Genomic DNA, 17,172 nt, shown 5'->3' with positions numbered 1-17,172 from the left:
GATTTCCGGACGCTGCACGCTTGACTTCCGCAGCTTTCTTCAAGAAAGTAAGCGGATGCCGCTCCGCTCCGACTGGTCGTCCACGACGTGCCCCATCGCCCGTTCCGCCGATGTGCTCGCCGACCCGTGGGTGCTGCTGATCCTGCGTGAGCTCTTCTCAGGCCGCAACCGCTTCGATCAGCTGCGCGATGCCACAGGAGCCGCCGACTCGGTGCTCGCCCGCCGGCTGAGCGCCATGGTCGACGCCGGCCTGCTGGCCCGCGACGACGAGAGTCGGCCCGGATACGTGCTGACGGATGCCGGACGCGAGACCCTCCCGATCCTGCACGCCTACGCACGTTTCTCCCGCATCACCGACCCGGACGACGGCTACGGGCTCACGGTGAGCTGCGCGCGCTGCGGCGAGGCGGCGGCATCCGTCGACTGGTGCACCCACTGCGCGGCTCCCCTCGACGCCGACAGCACCCGGTGGGCGCGGCAGAGCATGGGCGGCGCCTCGTTCGCCCTGCTCGCCGGAGACGCGGCATGACCGCCGAATCGGTGGAGGAGCCCACGGTCACGCCCCCCGCGCGACCCCGCCGCTTCCATCCCGCCTGGACCGTCGCCCTCGTCGCGCTGATCGCGCTGATCGGAGCCGCGGGCTTCCGTGCCGCGCCCGGCGTGCTCATGGTGCCGCTCGAAGAGGAGTTCGGCTGGACGACGGCCGAGCTCTCGCTCGCCGTCTCGATCAACCTCCTGCTCTACGGGCTGATCGCTCCCTTCGCGGCCGCCCTCATGCAGCGATTCGGCATCCGTGCGGTCACGGTCGTCGCCCTGTTCGTGATCGGCGCCGGCGCAGCTCTGAGCGTGCTGGTCGCGACGCCGGGGCAGCTGATCCTCACGTGGGGCGTGCTGATCGGCCTCGGCACCGGATCGATGGCGCTCGTGTTCGCGGCCACCATCACCGACACCTGGTTCGCGACCCGTCGCGGTCTCGTCTCGGGTGTGCTCACCGCCGGGAGCGCGACCGGACAGCTCATCTTCCTGCCGGTGATCGCCGCCGCGGCTGAGGACATCGGGTGGCGCGGAGCATCCTTCATCATCGCGGGAGGCGCGCTCGCCGTCGCGCCGCTGGTCTGGATCTTCCTGCGCAACCGTCCGAGCGACCTCGGCGTCACGCGCTACGGCGAGACGGAACCCTACGTCGCCCCGGCACCCACGCCACGCGGTTCGGCGTGGGACGCCGCGAAGCTCGCCCTGAACACGCTGCGCGAAGCCGCACGCACCCGCACGTTCTGGGCGCTCGCGATCGGCTTCGCGATCTGCGGCGCGACGACCAACGGCCTCATCGGCACGCACTTCATCCCGAGCGCGCACGATCACGGGATGCCGACGACCACGGCCGCCGGTCTGCTCGCGGTCGTCGGCATCTTCGACATCGCCGGAACCGTGTTCTCGGGCTGGCTGACCGACCGCGTCAACCCGCGCATCCTGCTCGCGGCCTACTACGCGCTGCGCGGAGTGAGCCTGCTGTTCCTGCCCAGCCTGCTCTCGGCAGAGGTGCAGCCGAGCATCGTCGTCTTCATCGTCATCTACGGGCTCGACTGGGTCGCGACCGTCCCGCCGACCATCGCCCTGTGCCGTGAGGTCTTCGGCGCGAAGGGACCTCTCGTGTTCGGCTGGGTCTTCGCCGCGCACCAGATCGGCGCCGGCATCGCGTCGATCCTCGCCGGGATCGTGCGCGACCAGACCGGCCAGTACACGTTCGCGTGGTTCGCCGCCGCCGGGTTGTGCGCCGTCGCGGCCCTGGTCAGCGCGACGATCCGGCGCCACGGGCCTCGAGCGGCAGCATCCGAACCCGCCGTCGCGCCCGCGCAGCCCCTCGCCGACTAGCCGACACGCCCCCTCAGAGCACCTTCGAGAGGAAGTCCTTCAGGCGCTCGTTCTTCGGGGCGCCGAACAGCTCGGCGGGCGGGGCCTCCTCGACGACGACGCCGCCGTCCATGAAGACCGTGCGACCGGAGACCTCACGGGCGAAGCCCATCTCGTGCGTGACCAGCACCATCGTCATGCCGCCCGAGGCGAGGTCGCGGATGACCTGCAGCACCTCGCCCACCATCTCGGGGTCGAGTGCGCTCGTCGCCTCGTCGAACAGCATGATCTCGGGGTCCATCGCGAGCGCGCGGGCGATCGCCACACGCTGCTTCTGACCACCGGAGAGGGATGCCGGCTTCGCATCAGCCTTCTCCGCCAGACCCACGCGCTCGAGGAGCGACATCGCCCGCGAGCGTGCGTCGGCCTTCGACAGCTTGCCCAGCTCGATCGGCGCCAGCGTGATGTTCTCCAGCACGGTCATGTGCGGGAAGAGGTTGAAGTGCTGGAACACCATGCCGATGCGCTGACGCACCTCGTCGAGCTTGACGCTCTTGTCGGTGAGGTCGACGCCGTCGATGACGATGTGGCCCGACGTGGGCTCCTCCAGCTTGTTCAGGCAGCGCAGCAGCGTCGACTTGCCGGAGCCCGACGGACCGATGACCGCGACGACCTCTCCGTCTTCGACAGCCAGGTCGATGCCCTTGAGCACCTGGTTGTCACCGAACGACTTGTGCAGATCCTTGACCTCGATCTTGCTCATGCGTTGAACTTCCTCTCCAGGCGGTTCGCGAGCAGCGTCAGCAGCGTGATCACGACGAAGTAGATGATGGCGACGATGGTCAGCACCTGCGCCGACAGGTACGTGGAGGCGATGATCTGGCGCGACACGAAGGTGAGCTCGGCCAGACCGATGACGCTGATCAGCGACGTGTCCTTGAGGGTGATGATGCCCTGGTTCACGAACGACGGGATCATGATGCGGAACGCCTGCGGGAGCACGACCTTCTGCATCGTCTTCCAGTGCCCGAGGCCGAGCGAGCGCGAGGCCTCGGCCTGCCCCGGATCGACCGCCTGGATGCCGCCGCGGATGATCTCGGTCATGTACGCGCCCGTGTTGAGCGACAGCGTGATCGCACCGGCGACGAAGGGGTTGAAGGTCAGACCGGGGAACAGCTGCGGGATGGCGAAGAACACGAAGAACGCCTGCACGAGGATCGGCGTGCCGCGGAACACGAAGACGTACGCGGTCGCGAGCCAGCGGAACGGCAGGAACTTTGAGATGCGGCCGAAGCCGAACACCAGTCCGAGGATGAACGCGGCGACGAGCGCGACGAGCGTGGCGAGGATCGTGAGCCAGAGACCCTGCATGAGGGCGGGCCAGTACTGCACCGCGACCGAGAAGATGTCGGTCGCCTGCGTCGACGTCTCACCGCCCGCGAGGTAGGTGTCGACGATCTTGTCGTACTCGCCGGATTCCTGCAGGTTCGCGAGACCCGCGTTGAACATCTCGATCAGCTCGGGGTTCATGCCCTTGTTGACCGCGAAGCCGTACTCGCCGCCGAGCTCGGGCTCTCCGACGAGGCGGAATCCGGAGCCCTGCTGGATGCCGTACGCCAGCACCGGGAAGTCCTCGAAGTAGCCGACCGCCTGGCCGGCCTTCACGGCATCCACCATGTCGGTCGTGTCGGAGTACGGGGTGACTTTGAAGCCGTACTCGTCCTGGTTCTCCTCGGCGAAGGTCTGACCCTGGGTGCCGGTCTTGACCGCCACGGCTTCGCCGTCGAGGTCGTCGAGGGACTGGATGTCACTGGACTCGAGAACACCGAGCTGGATGCCGCTGGTGAAGTACGGGTCGCTGAAGTCGAAGGTCTGCTTGCGCTCGTCGGTGATCGACATGCCGGCCATGACGGCATCCACCTGGTTGGCCTGCAGCGCCTGCACGGCGGCGTCGAACCCGAGCTGCCGGATCTCGACCTCGAAGCCCTGGTCCTTCGCGATCGCGCGGAGCAGGTCCATGTCGATGCCGACGAGGTCGCCGCTCGCATCGGTGAACTCGAACGGGGCGAACGTGGTGTCGGTGCCGATGACGTACTTCTCGCCGTCTTCGGCGGCGACGGCGCTCGAGGCTCCGCCGAGAAGGGCGCCGACGGCGACGAACGCGGTGAGCGCGGCGGCGATGGCGGTGCGGCCGAAACCACGCGTGCGCGCGGAGGGTGTGCGGATCACGACGGATGCTCCTCGGGATCGGATGATGCGACCGGACAGCCGCCGATCATCCACCCTAACGGGCGGCCCTTCACACCCCGGCTCGACTGAACCGGGTCACGGTCGCGAGAACGCGTTCATCCGGATCTCGGAGAGAGGCCCGCTCAGCGACCCCGGAGCAGAGCCGGAATCGAGATGTCCTCATCCAGTTGCCGCCAGTGGATGCCTTCTCCCGCGCCGATGAGACGCCAGTCCAGGCGCTCCGCGGGGGTCCCGCCCGCGAGACGAGGAAACCAGTCGAGGGGGGCGCTGATCGTGCGTCCGTCCTTCATCCGAACGTGCAATTCCTGATCGTCGATCACGACGCCGATGGCCACGGCGTCATCAACCGAAGTACTCATCCCACGCCTCCTCGATCAGGTCGCGTCGAAACTCGACGATCTTGCGTAGCAGCCGAATTTCTCGACCGCTGAACCTTGTTCTCGCCGCCGATTCTACGGGCCTCAGCCAGAACTTGGCAGTGAATTCTGCCCGTTCCACATGCACGTGCGGAGGCTCCGACCCCTCATTGCTGTAGAAGAAGAATCGGTACCCGCGTACCCGCATGACCGTCGGCATCGGCCGAGGCTAGCGTCGCGTCGGCGCCTGCCTCGCCGGGGAGAACGTGTCACACGGCTAGCGGGGAGAACCTCACCGGACTGCTGAATGTGTGGGAGGAGTCCCACCCGCTCAGGTCGCGAAAAGGCACCCATCCGCGACCGGGATGGGTGCCTTTTCGAGACGCGGGCTATTCGATCGGGGCGGATGCCGTGACGTCGGTCTCGGCGGCCTCGGGCCGCTTGTCCTTCGGAGCGCCGCGCAGGAAGAGCGAGGCGATGAGGGCGACGAGGATCACGACGGCCGGCAACAGGATGGCCTGAGACATACCGGCCGAGAAGCCCTCGGCGACCGGCGCGGGGAGGGCGCCTCCGGAGCTGATCGAGCCTGCGGCATCTCCCATGCCCGGGAGGTTCGCCTCGAGCCGCGCCTGCATGAACGTCGCGATCGCGGCGGAGCCGACGACCGAGCCGATCGTGCGGGTCGTGTTGTAGATGCCCGCGCCGGCGCCGGCCTGACGCATCGGCAGCATCCGCGTGGCCGTCGTGGCGAGCGGTCCCCACATGCCGGCGCTGCCGATGCCGAGGAGCGCGGACGGGAACAGGAACATCCAGATCGGGGTGTCCATGTTCACCAGTGACGAGTACCAGAACAGTGCGGCGGCGAAGGCGATGAGGCCCGGGATGAGGATGAGCCGCGGGTCGGTGCGGTCGAGGATCCGCCCGGCGAGCGGGGCGAGCACGCCGGAGAGCACGGCCATCGGGATCATCAGGAGCGCGGCCTCGGTCGGGGCGAGCCCGCGGGCGATCTGCAGGAAGAACATCAGCGGCAGCGACATGCTCGTCACGGCGAAGCCCACCGCGGCGATCGCGACGTTCGCGCCGGAGAAGTTGCGGTCGCGGAACAGCGCGAGCGGCACGAGCGCCTCGCTCTTCGTCTTCCACTGCTGCAGCACGAACAGCGCGAGCACGACGATGCCGGCGATGATCAGACCCCACACCGAGATGGGACCCCAGATGACACCCCAGTCGTACTTCTCGCCCTCCTGCAGGCCGAAGACCAGGAGGAAGATCGCCGCCGCGCTGAGCACCACACCGAGGATGTCGAAGCGGTGCGGGTGCGTCTTCAGACGAGGCACGAGGATCCACGCGGCGATGAACGCGATCACGCCGACCGGGAGGTTGACGAAGAAGATCCACTCCCAGCCGAAGCCGTCGACCAGCAGGCCGCCGGCGAGCGGTCCGACGAGCGTCGCGACACCGGCGGTCGCGCCCCACAGCCCCATGGCGGCGCCACGGCGGTTCGGCGGGAAGGTGCGGGTGATGACCGCCATCGTCTGCGGCGTCATGAATGCGGCGCCGAGTCCCTGCACCGCGCGCGCCACGATCAGTCCCTCGAGCGAGTTCGAGAGACCGCACCAGAGCGAGGCGAGGGTGAAGATCGCGAGGCCGATGAGGTAGATGTTCTTCGGCCCGAACCGGTCGCCGAGGCGGCCGGTGATGAGGAGCGGCACGGCGTAGGTCAGCAGGTACGCGCTGGTGACCCACACCACGTTGTCGAGGTTGTTGGTGTTGGGGTCGAGCGCGGCCTTGATCGCCGGGTTCGCGACCGAGACGATCGTGGTGTCGACGAGGATCATGAAGAAGCCGATGACGAGCGCCCACAGGGCGGGCCACGGGCTCTTCGGTTCGTTGCCGGCCGCGAACGGTCCGGTCTCAGGCCCTGCGGCCTGTCGTGATTCGGTCATTGCTGTGCAGCCTTTCGCTGAGCGAGGTAGCGGTCGGAGTCGGTGAATGCCGAGGGACCCCAGGGGATCGTGTCGGCCTCGAGACGGGCGAGGAGGGAGTCGAGCCAGCGCAGCTCGGCCTCGAGAAGGGCTTCCTGGCGCTCGATCTCGACGAGCACCTGTTCCGGAACACCCTTGGCTGTTGCCTTGCGCAGGCCGTCGCGATGCAGGATGTGGTCCTCGTCGAGCGCCACCCGGCGGGCGCGGAGCAGCTCGATCGTGTCATCGCGCTCGAGGTTGTGCGCTTCCGCGAGGGCCACACGGAACTCGGCCGGACGATCGACCTTCGGGATCTCCCGCTGCACCCAGGCGATGACGGCTTCACGCCCGGCATCCGTCAGCGTGTAGGTGGTGCGCTCGGGACGGTTGCCGTCGCGGTCGATGCCGACCTCGTCGAGGAGTCCGGCCCGCTGGAGCCGGGCGACGGTGTGGTAGAGCGTGCCGTTCGTGATCGTGAGGAGCCGGTCGTCATGCCGTACCCGCAGCAGCCGCACCATCTCATAGGGGTGCATGTCGGCCTCGCGCAGCAGCGCGAGCACCATCACCCCCATGGGCGTGAGCCGATCCACGGCATCCTTCATGTTCCACCTCGATTAGTCCACGTGGACTATACGCCTTTTCCGACCCCGGGACAAGACGGCGGCGCGGCTCTGGAATGATGGGCGGGTGAGCACCTCTTCAGAAGGCACGGCCCGGACGATTCCCGGCTGGCGGCACATCTACTCGGGCAAGGTCCGCGACCTCCACGCGTCCGAGGATCCGGAGGACACGCGCATCCTCGTGGTCGCCTCCGACCGCGTCAGCGCCTTCGATTTCGTTCTCTCCCCCGGCATCCCCGAGAAGGGTGCGCTGCTCACGCGTCTCAGCCGCTGGTGGTTCGCGCAGCTCTCCGACGTGCCGAATCACCTCGCCGACGGCGAGATCCCGGAATCCGTCGCCGATCGCGCCATGCTGGCGCAGTCGCTGGAGATGCTGCCGATCGAATGCGTCGTGCGCGGCTACATCACCGGCTCCGGGTGGGCCGAGTATCAGGAGAGCGGCACGGTGTGCGGCCTCCCGCTGCCGGCCGGCCTGCAGAACGGCGACCGCCTGCCGGAACCGCTGTTCACGCCCGCCTACAAGGCGCCGATGGGCGAGCACGACGAGAACATCACCTTCGAGAAGGTCGTCGAACTCGTCGGCGCGGACCGCGCCGCCGAGCTGCGCGACGTCTCGCTCGCGATCTACACCCGTGCCGCCGCGATCGCCGAGGAGAAGGGTCTGATCCTCGCCGATACGAAGTTCGAATTCGGAACGGATGCCGACGGCACGCTGCGCCTCGCCGACGAGGTGCTCACGAGTGATTCCTCGCGGTACTGGGACGCCGAGGCCTGGAAGACCGGCACCACTCCGAGTGAGCGGATGGCGAGCTTCGACAAGCAGATCGTGCGGGACTGGCTGGCCGCGAACTGGGACAAGCAGGGCGAGCCGCCGCTGCTTCCCGAAGACATCGTCGAGCGCACGGCCGACCGCTACCGCGAGCTGATCGAGCGCCTCGGGGCGTGAGCTCTCCCCCACCCGACCTACGTCGGCGTGAAGGCATCCAGCCAACACTCAGGAATCGGTAGGGTGGCTCCAGCACTGTCGCGTTCCCCCGCGCGACATCCCCCGAACCTGAGGAGCCCGCATGGCCCTGTGGAAGCTGCATGGAAACGGCCGCACGGTCGAGCCCGGCGCCGTCGTCACCCCCGGCGAGCGCCTGAGCTGGCCGGCGACGATCGCGATCGGCGCCCAGCACGTCGTCGCCATGTTCGGCGCCACGTTCCTGGTGCCGACCCTGACCGGGTTCCCCGTGTCGACCACCCTGCTCTTCAGCGGTCTCGGCACCCTGATCTTCCTGCTGATCACGAAGAACCAGCTGCCCAGCTACCTCGGGTCCTCGTTCGCGTTCATCGCCCCGATCACCGCCGCCGTCGCCGCCGGCGGAACGGGTTCGGCACTCGCGGGCGTGGTCGCGGTCGGCATCCTGCTCGCCGTCGTCGGGCTCGTGGTGCAGTTCGCCGGTCTCCGCTGGGTCGACGCGCTGATGCCCCCGGTCGTCGCCGGCGCGATCGTCGCGCTGATCGGCTTCAACCTCGCCCCGACCGCCTGGAACAACTTCCAGATCGATCCGGTCACGGCGACCATCACTCTCGTCGCGATCATCCTGTTCGCGGTGCTGTTCCGCGGCTTCCTGGGCCGCATCTCGATCTTCCTCGGCGTCGCGGTCGGCTTCGTGTACGCCGCCATCACCGGCTCGTTCAGCGTGCCGAACGAGCTGCGCGGCGGCAAGACGCCCGCGGAGCTGATCTCGGATGCCCCGTGGATCGGCCTGCCGCAGTTCCAGCTCCCCGACTTCATCGCGCCGGGCACCTGGTCGACCATCGCCATGTTCCTGCCGGTCGTGCTGGTGCTCGTCGCTGAGAACGTCGGACACGTCCGCGGCGTCGCGAGCATGACCGAGAACCCCGACATCAACAAGCACACCGGCCGCGCGCTCATCGCCGACGGCGTCGCGACCACGATCGCCGGCGGTTTCGGCGGCTCGGGCACGACGACCTACGGCGAGAACATCGGCGTCATGGCCGCGACCCGGGTCTACTCGACCGCCGTCTACTGGGTCGCCGGGCTCTTCGCCATCCTGCTGGCCTTCTCCCCCAAGGTCGGCGAGGTGTTCAACTCGATCCCCGCCGGCGTGCTGGGCGGTGCGACCACCGCACTGTACGGGCTCATCGGCATCATCGGCATCAAGATCTGGGTCGACAGCCGCGTCGACTTCTCGCGCCCCGTGAACCAGTACACCGCCGCGGTCTCGCTCGTGATCGGCATCGCAGGGTTCTCGATGCAGCTCGGCGACTTCGCGTTCGGCGGCATCGTGCTGGGCACGGTCGCGGCGCTCCTCATCTACCACGTGGGCAACGCGATCGCCCGTGCGCGCAAGACCGGCGCCGATGACCCGAAGCCGCTCGAGGCGGTCGGTCCGCTGGGCGGCGACCCCGCGTAGTCACAATGCCGCGATGCGGAACCGAAGGCGCACGCCCGGGGGCAGCTGACCCGCGAGGTCGAGGCCGCGGTCGGTGAGCGCACCGATGATCGGGTAGCCCCCGGTGAGCGGGTGATCGGCGAGGAACAGCACCGGCTGCCCGTCGGGTGGCACCTGGAGCGCGCCGGTCACCGCACCCTCGCTCGGCAGCTCCCCGCCGACCGACCGCTCCAAGGGCTCATCGCCCTGAAGGCGGATGCCGACGCGATCGGAACGCGGCGTGACCGTCCACTCCTGGCCGGTGAGGGTGTCGAGCGCGGCGGCCGTGAACCAGTCGTCGCGGGGCCCGAGCGTGATCTCGAGCTCCACGAGCTCGCCGGAGGCCGGAAGGTCGCGGGGCACCGCCTCCGGCTCGACCGGATGCGGCGCGGCACCCCCGACCGGAACGACGGCGCCCGCTGCGAGCGCCCCCGGACCGAGACCGGCGAGCGTGTCGGCGGACCGGCTCCCCAGGGCAGGTTCCGCATCGATCCCGCCCCGCACGGCGATGACGGACCGCAACCCGCGGTCCGGTTGCCCGAGGGTCAGCTCGTCGCCGTCGACTGTGGCGAAGGGTGCCCCGTGCACGACGGCGCGAACGGCACCGCCGGCCTCGACGAGGGTGAGCGCGCCGATCGCTCCCGTGACCGCGGCGACGCCGGCACCGCGAAATCGCAGCACGGCTCCCCCGACGCTCTCGAGCACCGCGGCCGTGGTCGCGTTCCCCACCGCGCGGTTGGCGTCGCGCATCGCCCGGCGGTCCGCCGCTCCGGATGCCGAGACCCCGAGCGCCGCATAGCCCGGGCGTCCGGCATCCTGCACCAGCAACGGCAGTGACGCGCGCACGATCTCGACGGCCGGCACGGCGGTCGAGGGAGGAGAACCGGAAGCATCGGTCTCCGCGGCGGCGTGCCGAGCGGCGACAGGCCGCGACGGCTCACGATCGTCTCCGTTCTCCGACACCCGCGCCTGCGCTCGCACGTGCGTGAACCGCACCGCCGCGCCGGGCGACAGCAGCGCCGGCGGATCGCGGTCGATGTCCCACATCACCGCGTCGGTGCGGCCGATGAGCTGCCAGCCGCCCGGGCTCGCGCGGGGGTACACCCCGGTGAACTGTCCGGCGAGCGCGACCGATCCGGCGGGCACGCGCGTGCGCGGCGACGACCGACGCGGCACGTCGAAGAGGGGATCGCTGCTCACCACGTACCCGAATCCGGGCGCGAAGCCCGAGAACGCGACACGCCAGTCGGCGGCGAGGTGCCGGTTCACCAGTTCCTCCGCCGAGACGCCGAGCAGGGATGCCGCCTCGTCGAGGTCTTCGCCGTCGTAGTGCACCGGCACGGTGACCGCACCGGCGCCCGGCAGAGACGCGGTGTCGACCTCGGTCGCCGACAGCACCGCGGCGAGATCGGCAGCCGACACCCGCAACGGATCGAAGCGCATGAGCACCGTGCGGGCGCCGGGGATGCGCTCGACCACGCCGGGCAGCCCGTCCCACGCGAGGTTCAGCCGCATCGCCTCGTCGAGGTCGGACGCCTCGACGAGAAGCGCGCGATCGGATGCCGTCAGGATGCGCATCACGTCAGACCGGCGCGAACGGCGCGATCGCGACGCCCGCGCGCTCCAGCATCCGCGTGGTCTCAGCCGCCATCGCCACCGAACCCGGACTGTCGCCGTGCACGCAGATCGACTGCGCGACCACCGGCACGTCGGTGCCGTCGATCGCCCGGATCACACCGTCGGAGGCGAGGCGCACCATGCGCTCGGCGACCGCCGCGGGATCGTGCAGCACGGCACCCGGCTCGGCGCGCGAGACGAGCCGTCCGTCGGGCTGATACGCGCGGTCCGCGAAGGCCTCGGCGGCGACGACGAGCCCTGCCCGTTCGGCGACATCGAGCACGACTGCGCCCGACAGCCCCAACAGCACGAGGCTCGGGTCGATCGCGCGGATCGCCGCCACGACGTCCTTCGACTGCCGCTCGTCCCGCGCGATCGCGTTGTAGAGCGCTCCGTGCGGCTTGACGTACGCGACCCGCCCGCCGACGGCCGCCGCAAGGCCGATGAGCGCGCCGAGCTGGTACTCGACATGGGCCTGCAGCGTGGCCGAGTCGATGTCGACCGCGATGCGTCCGAAATTCTCATAGTCGCGGTAGCCGGGGTGCGCGCCGATGACGACGCCGCCCTGCACCGCCGCCGCGAGAGTCTCGCGGATGCCCTCGGGGCTGCCGGCATGGAAGCCGCATGACACGTTCGCACTCGTGACGAGGCGCAGCATGCTCGCGTCGTCGCTCACGATGCGGCCAGGGACGTTCTCGCCGAGGTCGGAGTTCAGGTCGATCGAAACCATGCGATCACGCTCCCGAGTCCAGTATCCCCGTCGCCCGCGGGCGACGCTCGCCATCGTGCAGGCGCACTGGCGGAGCGATCGGCGTCGTCGGCTCGGGCAGTCCGTACCGGCGGTGCATCCACCGCCGCGCATCCTCCAGCGGGAAGGTCTCGCCGAAGACCGCGAACTTCACGAAGACGCCCTCGAGGGTGCTGCGCAGCATGATCTCCTCGAGCGCCGGGTCTTCGGCGCCGCGCGCGCGGAACAGCTCGCGTACGGCATCCTCCGCCGCCGACGCGGCCGCCTCGTGACGGGCCTCGGATTCCGCGAACAGTCGATGAGTCGCGGGCTGCTGCTGCATCGCGAGGACGGCCCGCTGCAGCGGGAGCGCGTAGGCCGTGGCGGTGAGCGCTCCGTCGATCACCGCGGCGAGCGCCTCGTCGGGCGTCCCGTCGACGCGGGCGAAGCCGAGCACGGTCTCGAACCAGCGGTCGATGACGGCGGCGACCAGCTGGTCCTTGCCGCCGAAGTGGTAGTTCACCAGTCCCTGAGCGGCGCCGGCTCGCTGCGTGATCGCGGCGATGCTGGAGCCCGCGACGCCGCGCTCGCTGAAAACCTCGATCGCCGCCTGCAGCAGCGCCTCCCGTGCGCGCTCGCGCGCGAGGCGGTTCCGTTCATCGGAGCGTGCCATGCGGCATCCACCTCCTGCGTCGCGATCTGAATCTTCCGAAATCCTCCCCGTGCCGTATAGATTACTCACTGAATGTTCGTTCAATCTATGAACGGCGACGGATTCACCCCTCCCAGGAGCAGCACATGCATTCTCTCGCGCGCGTCGACTTCAACGACCTCGGCTCGATCATCGGCTGGCTGATCGAGCAGTGGTGGTTCTGGGCGATCATCGGCGTCATCGTGCTGTTCTTCGTCGTGGTCTGGCTGCTGCCCGACGCCAAGGTGAAGCCGTCGGAGCAGTTCTCGACGACGGATGCCGAGGCGAACGAGATCGCGCTGGGATTCCTGCAGATCACGAACCTCCCGTCCGGACCCTGGAACGACCCGACCGCCTCCGGCCTGGGCGCCCGGGAGAAGTCCGTGCTCGTCGACCAGTGGGGCGTGCACTCGCGGCAGGACTGGCTCGACAACATCGAGCGCCTCACCACCGACCGTCGCCGGCGTCAGATGTGGACGCTCTACCTCGCCGTCCGCACCGGCGTGGCCGAGCGCCTCGGACGCGCGCCCAAGGCCAAGGAATGGCTCGCGGCCATCGCGGAGGAGGGCGGCGACAAGCGGGACGCGCGCACCTTCGTCACCGCGATCGAGTACATCGAGTCCGAGGTGCGCAAGCGGGTCGGCAAGGACATCGTCGCCCCCGGCCTCTTCGTGAGGACGCTCGACGGCTACGCCATCGGCCAGGCCGTCGCGATGACCACCTGGGGTGTCGCGCTCGGTCATGCCGACGTCGCCGAGGCCCGCACGATCATCCATCAGATCAACGTGGACGCGCGTCCCCACTTCGCCTCGTGGGCGGACTTCGGGCTGAGCTACATCGCCGGTCGGGTCATGCACTGGAGCGACGGCAGCGTCGACGAGAAGTCGTTCGAGAAGTTCGGCGACGGCTGGTCGGACTTCAAGGCCGCCGCGACCGAGAAGCGCAACGGCCCGTGGGCGACGCTGTCATGGAGCCGCTGACCGTCGACCTGGAACCGCTGCGACGCAGCGCCGGATTCCGCGACATCCTCGCCTACGAGCGCACCTGCCGCATACCGCCGCACCGTCGCTTCGTCGCGATCCTCCTCGCCGTGCTGCTGTTCGCGGCGGCGATGCTGGTGGGGCTGTGGTTCCTCGGTCGCACCGACATCCTCGCCGTGGCTCCCATCCTCGGGGTGTTCGTCGTCGGGTACACCGTGCTCGCCGCGGTCGGGTTCCTCTGGTATTCCGTCGGCCTGAGCAGGCGCGTCAAGATCGCGGCCTTCGCGTGGCAGAACGGCTGGGCGTACGCCGACACGCTCGAGCACACCCGACGGCCGGGCGCCGCGTTCACCCGGGTCCTGCGCGGGCAGGAGCGTGCGGTCGTGGCGTCCGAAGACGAGCGGATGCCGTTCGAACTCGGCATCCATCACTCGGTGTCGCGCGGGCAGGAGCGGGCGACCGTGCAGCGGCCGTTCGCCTTCATCGAACTCCCGCTCCCGACGTCGGTGCCCCACATCGTGCTCGCGAACAGGCGGCGCAGCATCATCCCGACGCTGGGCCTCGGGCGGGGAGCTGCCCGGATGGATCTGGAGGGCGAGTTCGCCTCGACGTTCCGGCTCATCGTTCCCGAGGGCTACCAGCAGGATGCGCTGTACATCTTCACGCCCGACCTGATGGCGCGGGTGCTCGACCTCGGCTCGGGTGCCGAGATCGAGCTCGTCTCCGATCGCCTCTACGTGTACCTGCCGGCGAGCACCCGGTTCGATCGGGCGGACACCATGGCCGCGGCGATCACGCTCGCCGAGGAGTTCCACCGCCGCTTCGCCGCGCGCACGGAGCTGTACCGCGACGACGACGCCGGTGAGATCGCCGCTCGTGCCGGCGTCTCGGTCGGGCTCCGCGGACAGCGTCTCGGCGGCCGCGGGATCTCGATCCTCGCCGTCGCGGGCACGGCGGGAGTGCTGCTGCTGTCGGCCGGGGTGACGGCGTTCTCGCTCTTCGGCGGCGACATCCTGCGCACGCTCGGCTCCGGCTGAGCCCCACATACCCACGGCTGTGGGCCTGGCCCGGAGGGGGCGCCAGGGCCACAGCCGTGTTCATCTCTCCCGTGCCGCGAACTCGAGCCCGCTACGCCGAGGCGCGCACCACCAGCTCGGTCGGCAGGATCGTGGTGTGCGCCGGGTCCTCGCCGGCCAGTCGTGCCAGAAGCACTCCCGCCATCGCCTCGCCCTGCGCGTACATCGGCTGGCGCATCGTCGTGAGCTGCGGCTCGGTCGACACCGCCACCGAGGAGTCGTCGAAGCCGACGAGTGCCACATCCTCCGGCACCCGCAGCCCCGCCGATCGCAGGGCCGTGAGGGCTCCCCTGGCCATGAGGTCGCTCGCGACGAACACCGCGTCGGGCGTTCCGGCGGAGAGGATGCGGCGCATCGCCTCGGCGCCGCTGCCCTCGCTGTAGTCGCCGGCCTCCTCCGCGAACGCCTGCAGCCCGGCATCCGCGAGCACGCTCCGGAACCCCTGCATGCGGTCGATCGACGACACCATGGTCGGCGTGCCGGAGATCGTCGCGATCTTCGTGCGGCCGATGTCGACCAGACGACGGGTGGCGTTCTTCGCACCGGTGACGTTGTCGACGTCGACGACGTAGTCGGCCTCGCGCCGGCGCACCGGACGCCCGCCGTAGACGACCGGCACGGCATCCGCGATCCGGTCGATGAACGCGTCGCTGGTGTGGTGCGAGACGATCAGCGCGCCGTCGACGCCGCCGTTGCGCACGAAGCTCGTCATCTTGTCGCCCGGGTCGTCGCTCGCGATGAGCAGGTTGAGCAGGTAGTCCGAGCCGCCGAGCTTGCCCGTGATCCCCGCGACGATGGCCGCGAAGAACGGGTCGCCGAAGAACCGGTTCGTGTCCTCGGGCACGATGAGCGCGATCGCATGCGTCTGCCGGGAGGCGAGTGAGCGTGCGGCGCGGTTGGGCACGTAGTTCAGCTCGTCGATCGCCGCCCGCACGGCGGCGAGGGCCTCGGGGCTCACCGCCGTCGACCCGTTCACGACACGCGAGACCGTCGACCGGGACACCCCGGCGGCGGACGCCACCTCTTCGATGGTCGCTCGGGGCGACATCATCGTGCGCACTCTTCCATCGCCCTATTCTGTCTGATCGGCCCCGAGGCCCGTTCGAATCGCCTGACTGGTCGCTTTTCCGGCCCTGAGGCGACCATTCGCGCGATTCGAGCGGCCGGGTCAGAGACTGCGGCCGGCGATGATGCGCGCGTACTCCCGGCCGGAGTCCTTGAGACTGCGCTCCTGCGTGTCGTAGTCGACGCGCACGATGCCGAAGCGCTTGTCGTAGCCCCAGGCCCATTCGAAGTTGTCGAACAGCGACCAGTAGAAGTAGCCGCGCACGTCGACACCGGCATCCACAGCATCCAGCACGGCTCCCAGATGCAGGCGCAGGAACTCGGCGCGGTCGGCGTCGTGCACGCGCGTCTCACCCTCCTCGACCACCGCGACGTCGTCGTAGGCCGCGCCGTTCTCGGTCATGGAGAGCACGGTTCCGGCGGGTTCGGCGTACTCGGTCCACACCCGCTGCAGCAGGCGGGTCAGCCCCTCGGGCTGCACCTCCCAGTTCTGCGCGGTGCGCGGGAGCCCGCGCTCGACGGAGTGGATGCCGTCGCTCGAGGGGTACGGGCTGCGGGTGGGCCGCTCGGTCGCGGGGCCTCCGGAGACCGGGGGCTCCGCCGGCGCCTCTCCCGCGACGAGGTCACCGTGGTAGTAGTTCACGCCCTGCGTGTCGATGTGCTGCGCGATCGTCTCGAGGTCGCCCGCATGGATCGCGGACTCGAATCGCGCGACGGCATCCGCATCCACCGCCCGGATGTCCTCGACGATGTCGGCCGGGTACGCCCCGCGGTAGATCGGGTCGAGGAACCAGCGGTTGAACTGCCCGTCGACGCGGCGTGCGGCGTCGACATCCGCGGGGTTCTGCGGGTCGGCGGGGTCGGCGACCGTGTGGTTGAGCGTGATCCCGAGGTTGAGCGACGCGTCGCGGCCGCGCAGCTCGCGCACCGTCGCGCCGTGCGCGAGCAGCAGGTGGTGCGAGGCCAGCAGCCCCTCCGCGATGCTCGTGTGCCCCGGCGCGTGCTCGCCTCCTGTGTAGGAGAGGAACGACGAGCACCACGGCTCGTTCAGAGTGGTCCACACGTTCACCCGGTCGCCGAGCGCGTCGTGCATCGTGCCGGCGTACTCGAGGAACCGGTCGACGGTGTCGCGGTTCGTCCAGCCCCCCGCGTCCTGCAGCGCCTGCGGCATGTCCCAGTGGTAGAGCGTCAGCCAGGGCAGGATGCCGGCGCCGAGAAGCTCGTCGACGAGGCGCTCGTAGAAGTCGACGCCCTTCGCGTTCACCGCACCGCCGTCCGGCCGCACGCGCGACCACGAGGTCGAGAAGCGGTAGGTCTGCAGCCCGAGGTCCTTCATGAGCGCGACGTCGTCGGAGTAGCGGTGGTAGTGGTCGCACGCGACATCGCCCGTGTCTCCGCCGATCACCGCACCGGGCACTCGCGAGAACGCATCCCAGATCGACGCGGTGCGCCCGTCCTCGAAGGCGGCTCCCTCGATCTGATATGCCGCGGTCGCCGCGCCGAAGAGGAAGTCCGAGGGGAAGGCACGCGTCAT

The 17,172-nt window shown here is 69.5% G+C and carries 17 protein-coding genes; 6 read left to right on the top strand and 11 right to left on the bottom strand.

All coding sequences use genetic code 11. The features are described 5' to 3' along the window. Nucleotides 1–55 precede the first annotated feature (55 nt). Nucleotides 56–529, top strand: a complete 474-nt coding sequence (locus LC452_RS09625; protein ID WP_223624549.1) for a helix-turn-helix domain-containing protein — start codon at nucleotides 56–58, stop codon at nucleotides 527–529. Further along, on the top strand, nucleotides 526–1,872 hold the full coding sequence (locus tag LC452_RS09620) for an MFS transporter (protein WP_223624548.1): 1,347 nt from the start codon (nucleotides 526–528) through the stop codon (nucleotides 1,870–1,872). Before LC452_RS09625 ends, LC452_RS09620 begins: the two co-directional genes overlap by 4 nt. A 13-nt stretch (nucleotides 1,873–1,885) precedes the next feature. Here the strand turns inward: LC452_RS09620 and LC452_RS09615 are convergent, their stop codons facing one another. The 6 genes from LC452_RS09615 to LC452_RS09590 form a co-directional block, all read right to left on the bottom strand. Next, on the bottom strand, nucleotides 1,886–2,614 hold the full coding sequence (locus LC452_RS09615) for an amino acid ABC transporter ATP-binding protein (protein ID WP_223624546.1): 729 nt from the start codon (nucleotides 2,612–2,614) through the stop codon (nucleotides 1,886–1,888). Next, nucleotides 2,611–4,080, bottom strand: coding sequence for an amino acid ABC transporter substrate-binding protein/permease (locus tag LC452_RS09610; RefSeq protein ID WP_223624544.1), 1,470 nt, complete (start codon nucleotides 4,078–4,080; stop codon nucleotides 2,611–2,613). The genes LC452_RS09615 and LC452_RS09610 overlap by 4 nt, the downstream gene beginning before the upstream one ends. A gap of 143 nt (nucleotides 4,081–4,223) precedes the next feature. Further along, the gene (locus tag LC452_RS09605) at nucleotides 4,224–4,460 is read right to left on the bottom strand and encodes a DUF2442 domain-containing protein (protein WP_223624542.1); all 237 of its coding nucleotides are present in this window, start codon (nucleotides 4,458–4,460) and stop codon (nucleotides 4,224–4,226) included. Beyond that, nucleotides 4,444–4,677 carry a DUF4160 domain-containing protein gene (locus tag LC452_RS09600; RefSeq protein WP_223624540.1) on the bottom strand — a complete coding sequence of 78 codons (234 nt, stop codon included), beginning with the start codon at nucleotides 4,675–4,677 and terminating at the stop codon, nucleotides 4,444–4,446. The genes LC452_RS09605 and LC452_RS09600 overlap by 17 nt, the downstream gene beginning before the upstream one ends. A gap of 169 nt (nucleotides 4,678–4,846) precedes the next feature. Then, a complete protein-coding gene (locus LC452_RS09595; RefSeq protein WP_223624538.1) occupies nucleotides 4,847–6,403 on the bottom strand; it encodes a DHA2 family efflux MFS transporter permease subunit in 1,557 nt (518 codons plus the stop codon). Continuing rightward, the gene (locus LC452_RS09590) at nucleotides 6,400–7,023 is read right to left on the bottom strand and encodes a PadR family transcriptional regulator (protein ID WP_223624536.1); all 624 of its coding nucleotides are present in this window, start codon (nucleotides 7,021–7,023) and stop codon (nucleotides 6,400–6,402) included. The genes LC452_RS09595 and LC452_RS09590 overlap by 4 nt, the downstream gene beginning before the upstream one ends. Nucleotides 7,024–7,108: 85 nt before the next feature. On the opposite strand from LC452_RS09590, the gene LC452_RS09585 reads away from it, so the two are divergent. Continuing rightward, a complete protein-coding gene (locus LC452_RS09585) occupies nucleotides 7,109–7,987 on the top strand; it encodes a phosphoribosylaminoimidazolesuccinocarboxamide synthase (RefSeq protein ID WP_223624534.1) in 879 nt (292 codons plus the stop codon). 121 nt (nucleotides 7,988–8,108) lie between these two features. Continuing rightward, on the top strand, nucleotides 8,109–9,464 hold the full coding sequence (locus LC452_RS09580) for a uracil-xanthine permease family protein (RefSeq protein ID WP_223624532.1): 1,356 nt from the start codon (nucleotides 8,109–8,111) through the stop codon (nucleotides 9,462–9,464). Here the strand turns inward: LC452_RS09580 and LC452_RS09575 are convergent, their stop codons facing one another. Genes LC452_RS09575 through LC452_RS09565 form a run of 3 tightly spaced genes read right to left on the bottom strand, consistent with a single transcriptional unit; the run spans nucleotide 9,465 to nucleotide 12,499 of the window. Beyond that, a complete protein-coding gene (locus tag LC452_RS09575) occupies nucleotides 9,465–11,060 on the bottom strand; it encodes an urea amidolyase family protein (protein ID WP_223624731.1) in 1,596 nt (531 codons plus the stop codon). It lies immediately after the preceding gene. 4 nt (nucleotides 11,061–11,064) lie between these two features. Continuing rightward, nucleotides 11,065–11,829 carry a LamB/YcsF family protein gene (locus tag LC452_RS09570; protein WP_223624531.1) on the bottom strand — a complete coding sequence of 255 codons (765 nt, stop codon included), beginning with the start codon at nucleotides 11,827–11,829 and terminating at the stop codon, nucleotides 11,065–11,067. A gap of 4 nt (nucleotides 11,830–11,833) precedes the next feature. Continuing rightward, complete coding sequence (locus LC452_RS09565) at nucleotides 11,834–12,499, bottom strand: TetR/AcrR family transcriptional regulator (RefSeq protein ID WP_223624530.1); 666 nt, start codon at nucleotides 12,497–12,499, stop codon at nucleotides 11,834–11,836. 125 nt (nucleotides 12,500–12,624) lie between these two features. Here LC452_RS09565 and LC452_RS09560 point away from each other — a divergent pair, with 125 nt between their 5' ends. Continuing rightward, the gene (locus LC452_RS09560) at nucleotides 12,625–13,497 is read left to right on the top strand and encodes a DUF1266 domain-containing protein (RefSeq protein ID WP_223624529.1); all 873 of its coding nucleotides are present in this window, start codon (nucleotides 12,625–12,627) and stop codon (nucleotides 13,495–13,497) included. After that, complete coding sequence (locus tag LC452_RS09555) at nucleotides 13,470–14,534, top strand: hypothetical protein (protein WP_223624528.1); 1,065 nt, start codon at nucleotides 13,470–13,472, stop codon at nucleotides 14,532–14,534. The genes LC452_RS09560 and LC452_RS09555 overlap by 28 nt, the downstream gene beginning before the upstream one ends. Nucleotides 14,535–14,625: 91 nt before the next feature. Here LC452_RS09555 and LC452_RS09550 read toward each other — a convergent pair whose 3' ends face one another. Then, nucleotides 14,626–15,621 carry a LacI family DNA-binding transcriptional regulator gene (locus LC452_RS09550; protein ID WP_223624729.1) on the bottom strand — a complete coding sequence of 332 codons (996 nt, stop codon included), beginning with the start codon at nucleotides 15,619–15,621 and terminating at the stop codon, nucleotides 14,626–14,628. 120 nt (nucleotides 15,622–15,741) lie between these two features. Continuing rightward, nucleotides 15,742–17,172 (bottom strand): GH1 family beta-glucosidase, encoded by a 1,431-nt coding sequence (locus LC452_RS09545; protein ID WP_223624527.1) that lies wholly within the window; start codon nucleotides 17,170–17,172, stop codon nucleotides 15,742–15,744.

Source organism: Microbacterium sp. EST19A (assembly GCF_019969685.1).
In the GTDB taxonomy this organism is placed as follows: domain Bacteria; phylum Actinomycetota; class Actinomycetes; order Actinomycetales; family Microbacteriaceae; genus Microbacterium.
Note: the sequence above shows the minus strand (reverse complement) of the source record. Positions and strands in the feature narration are given on the sequence as shown.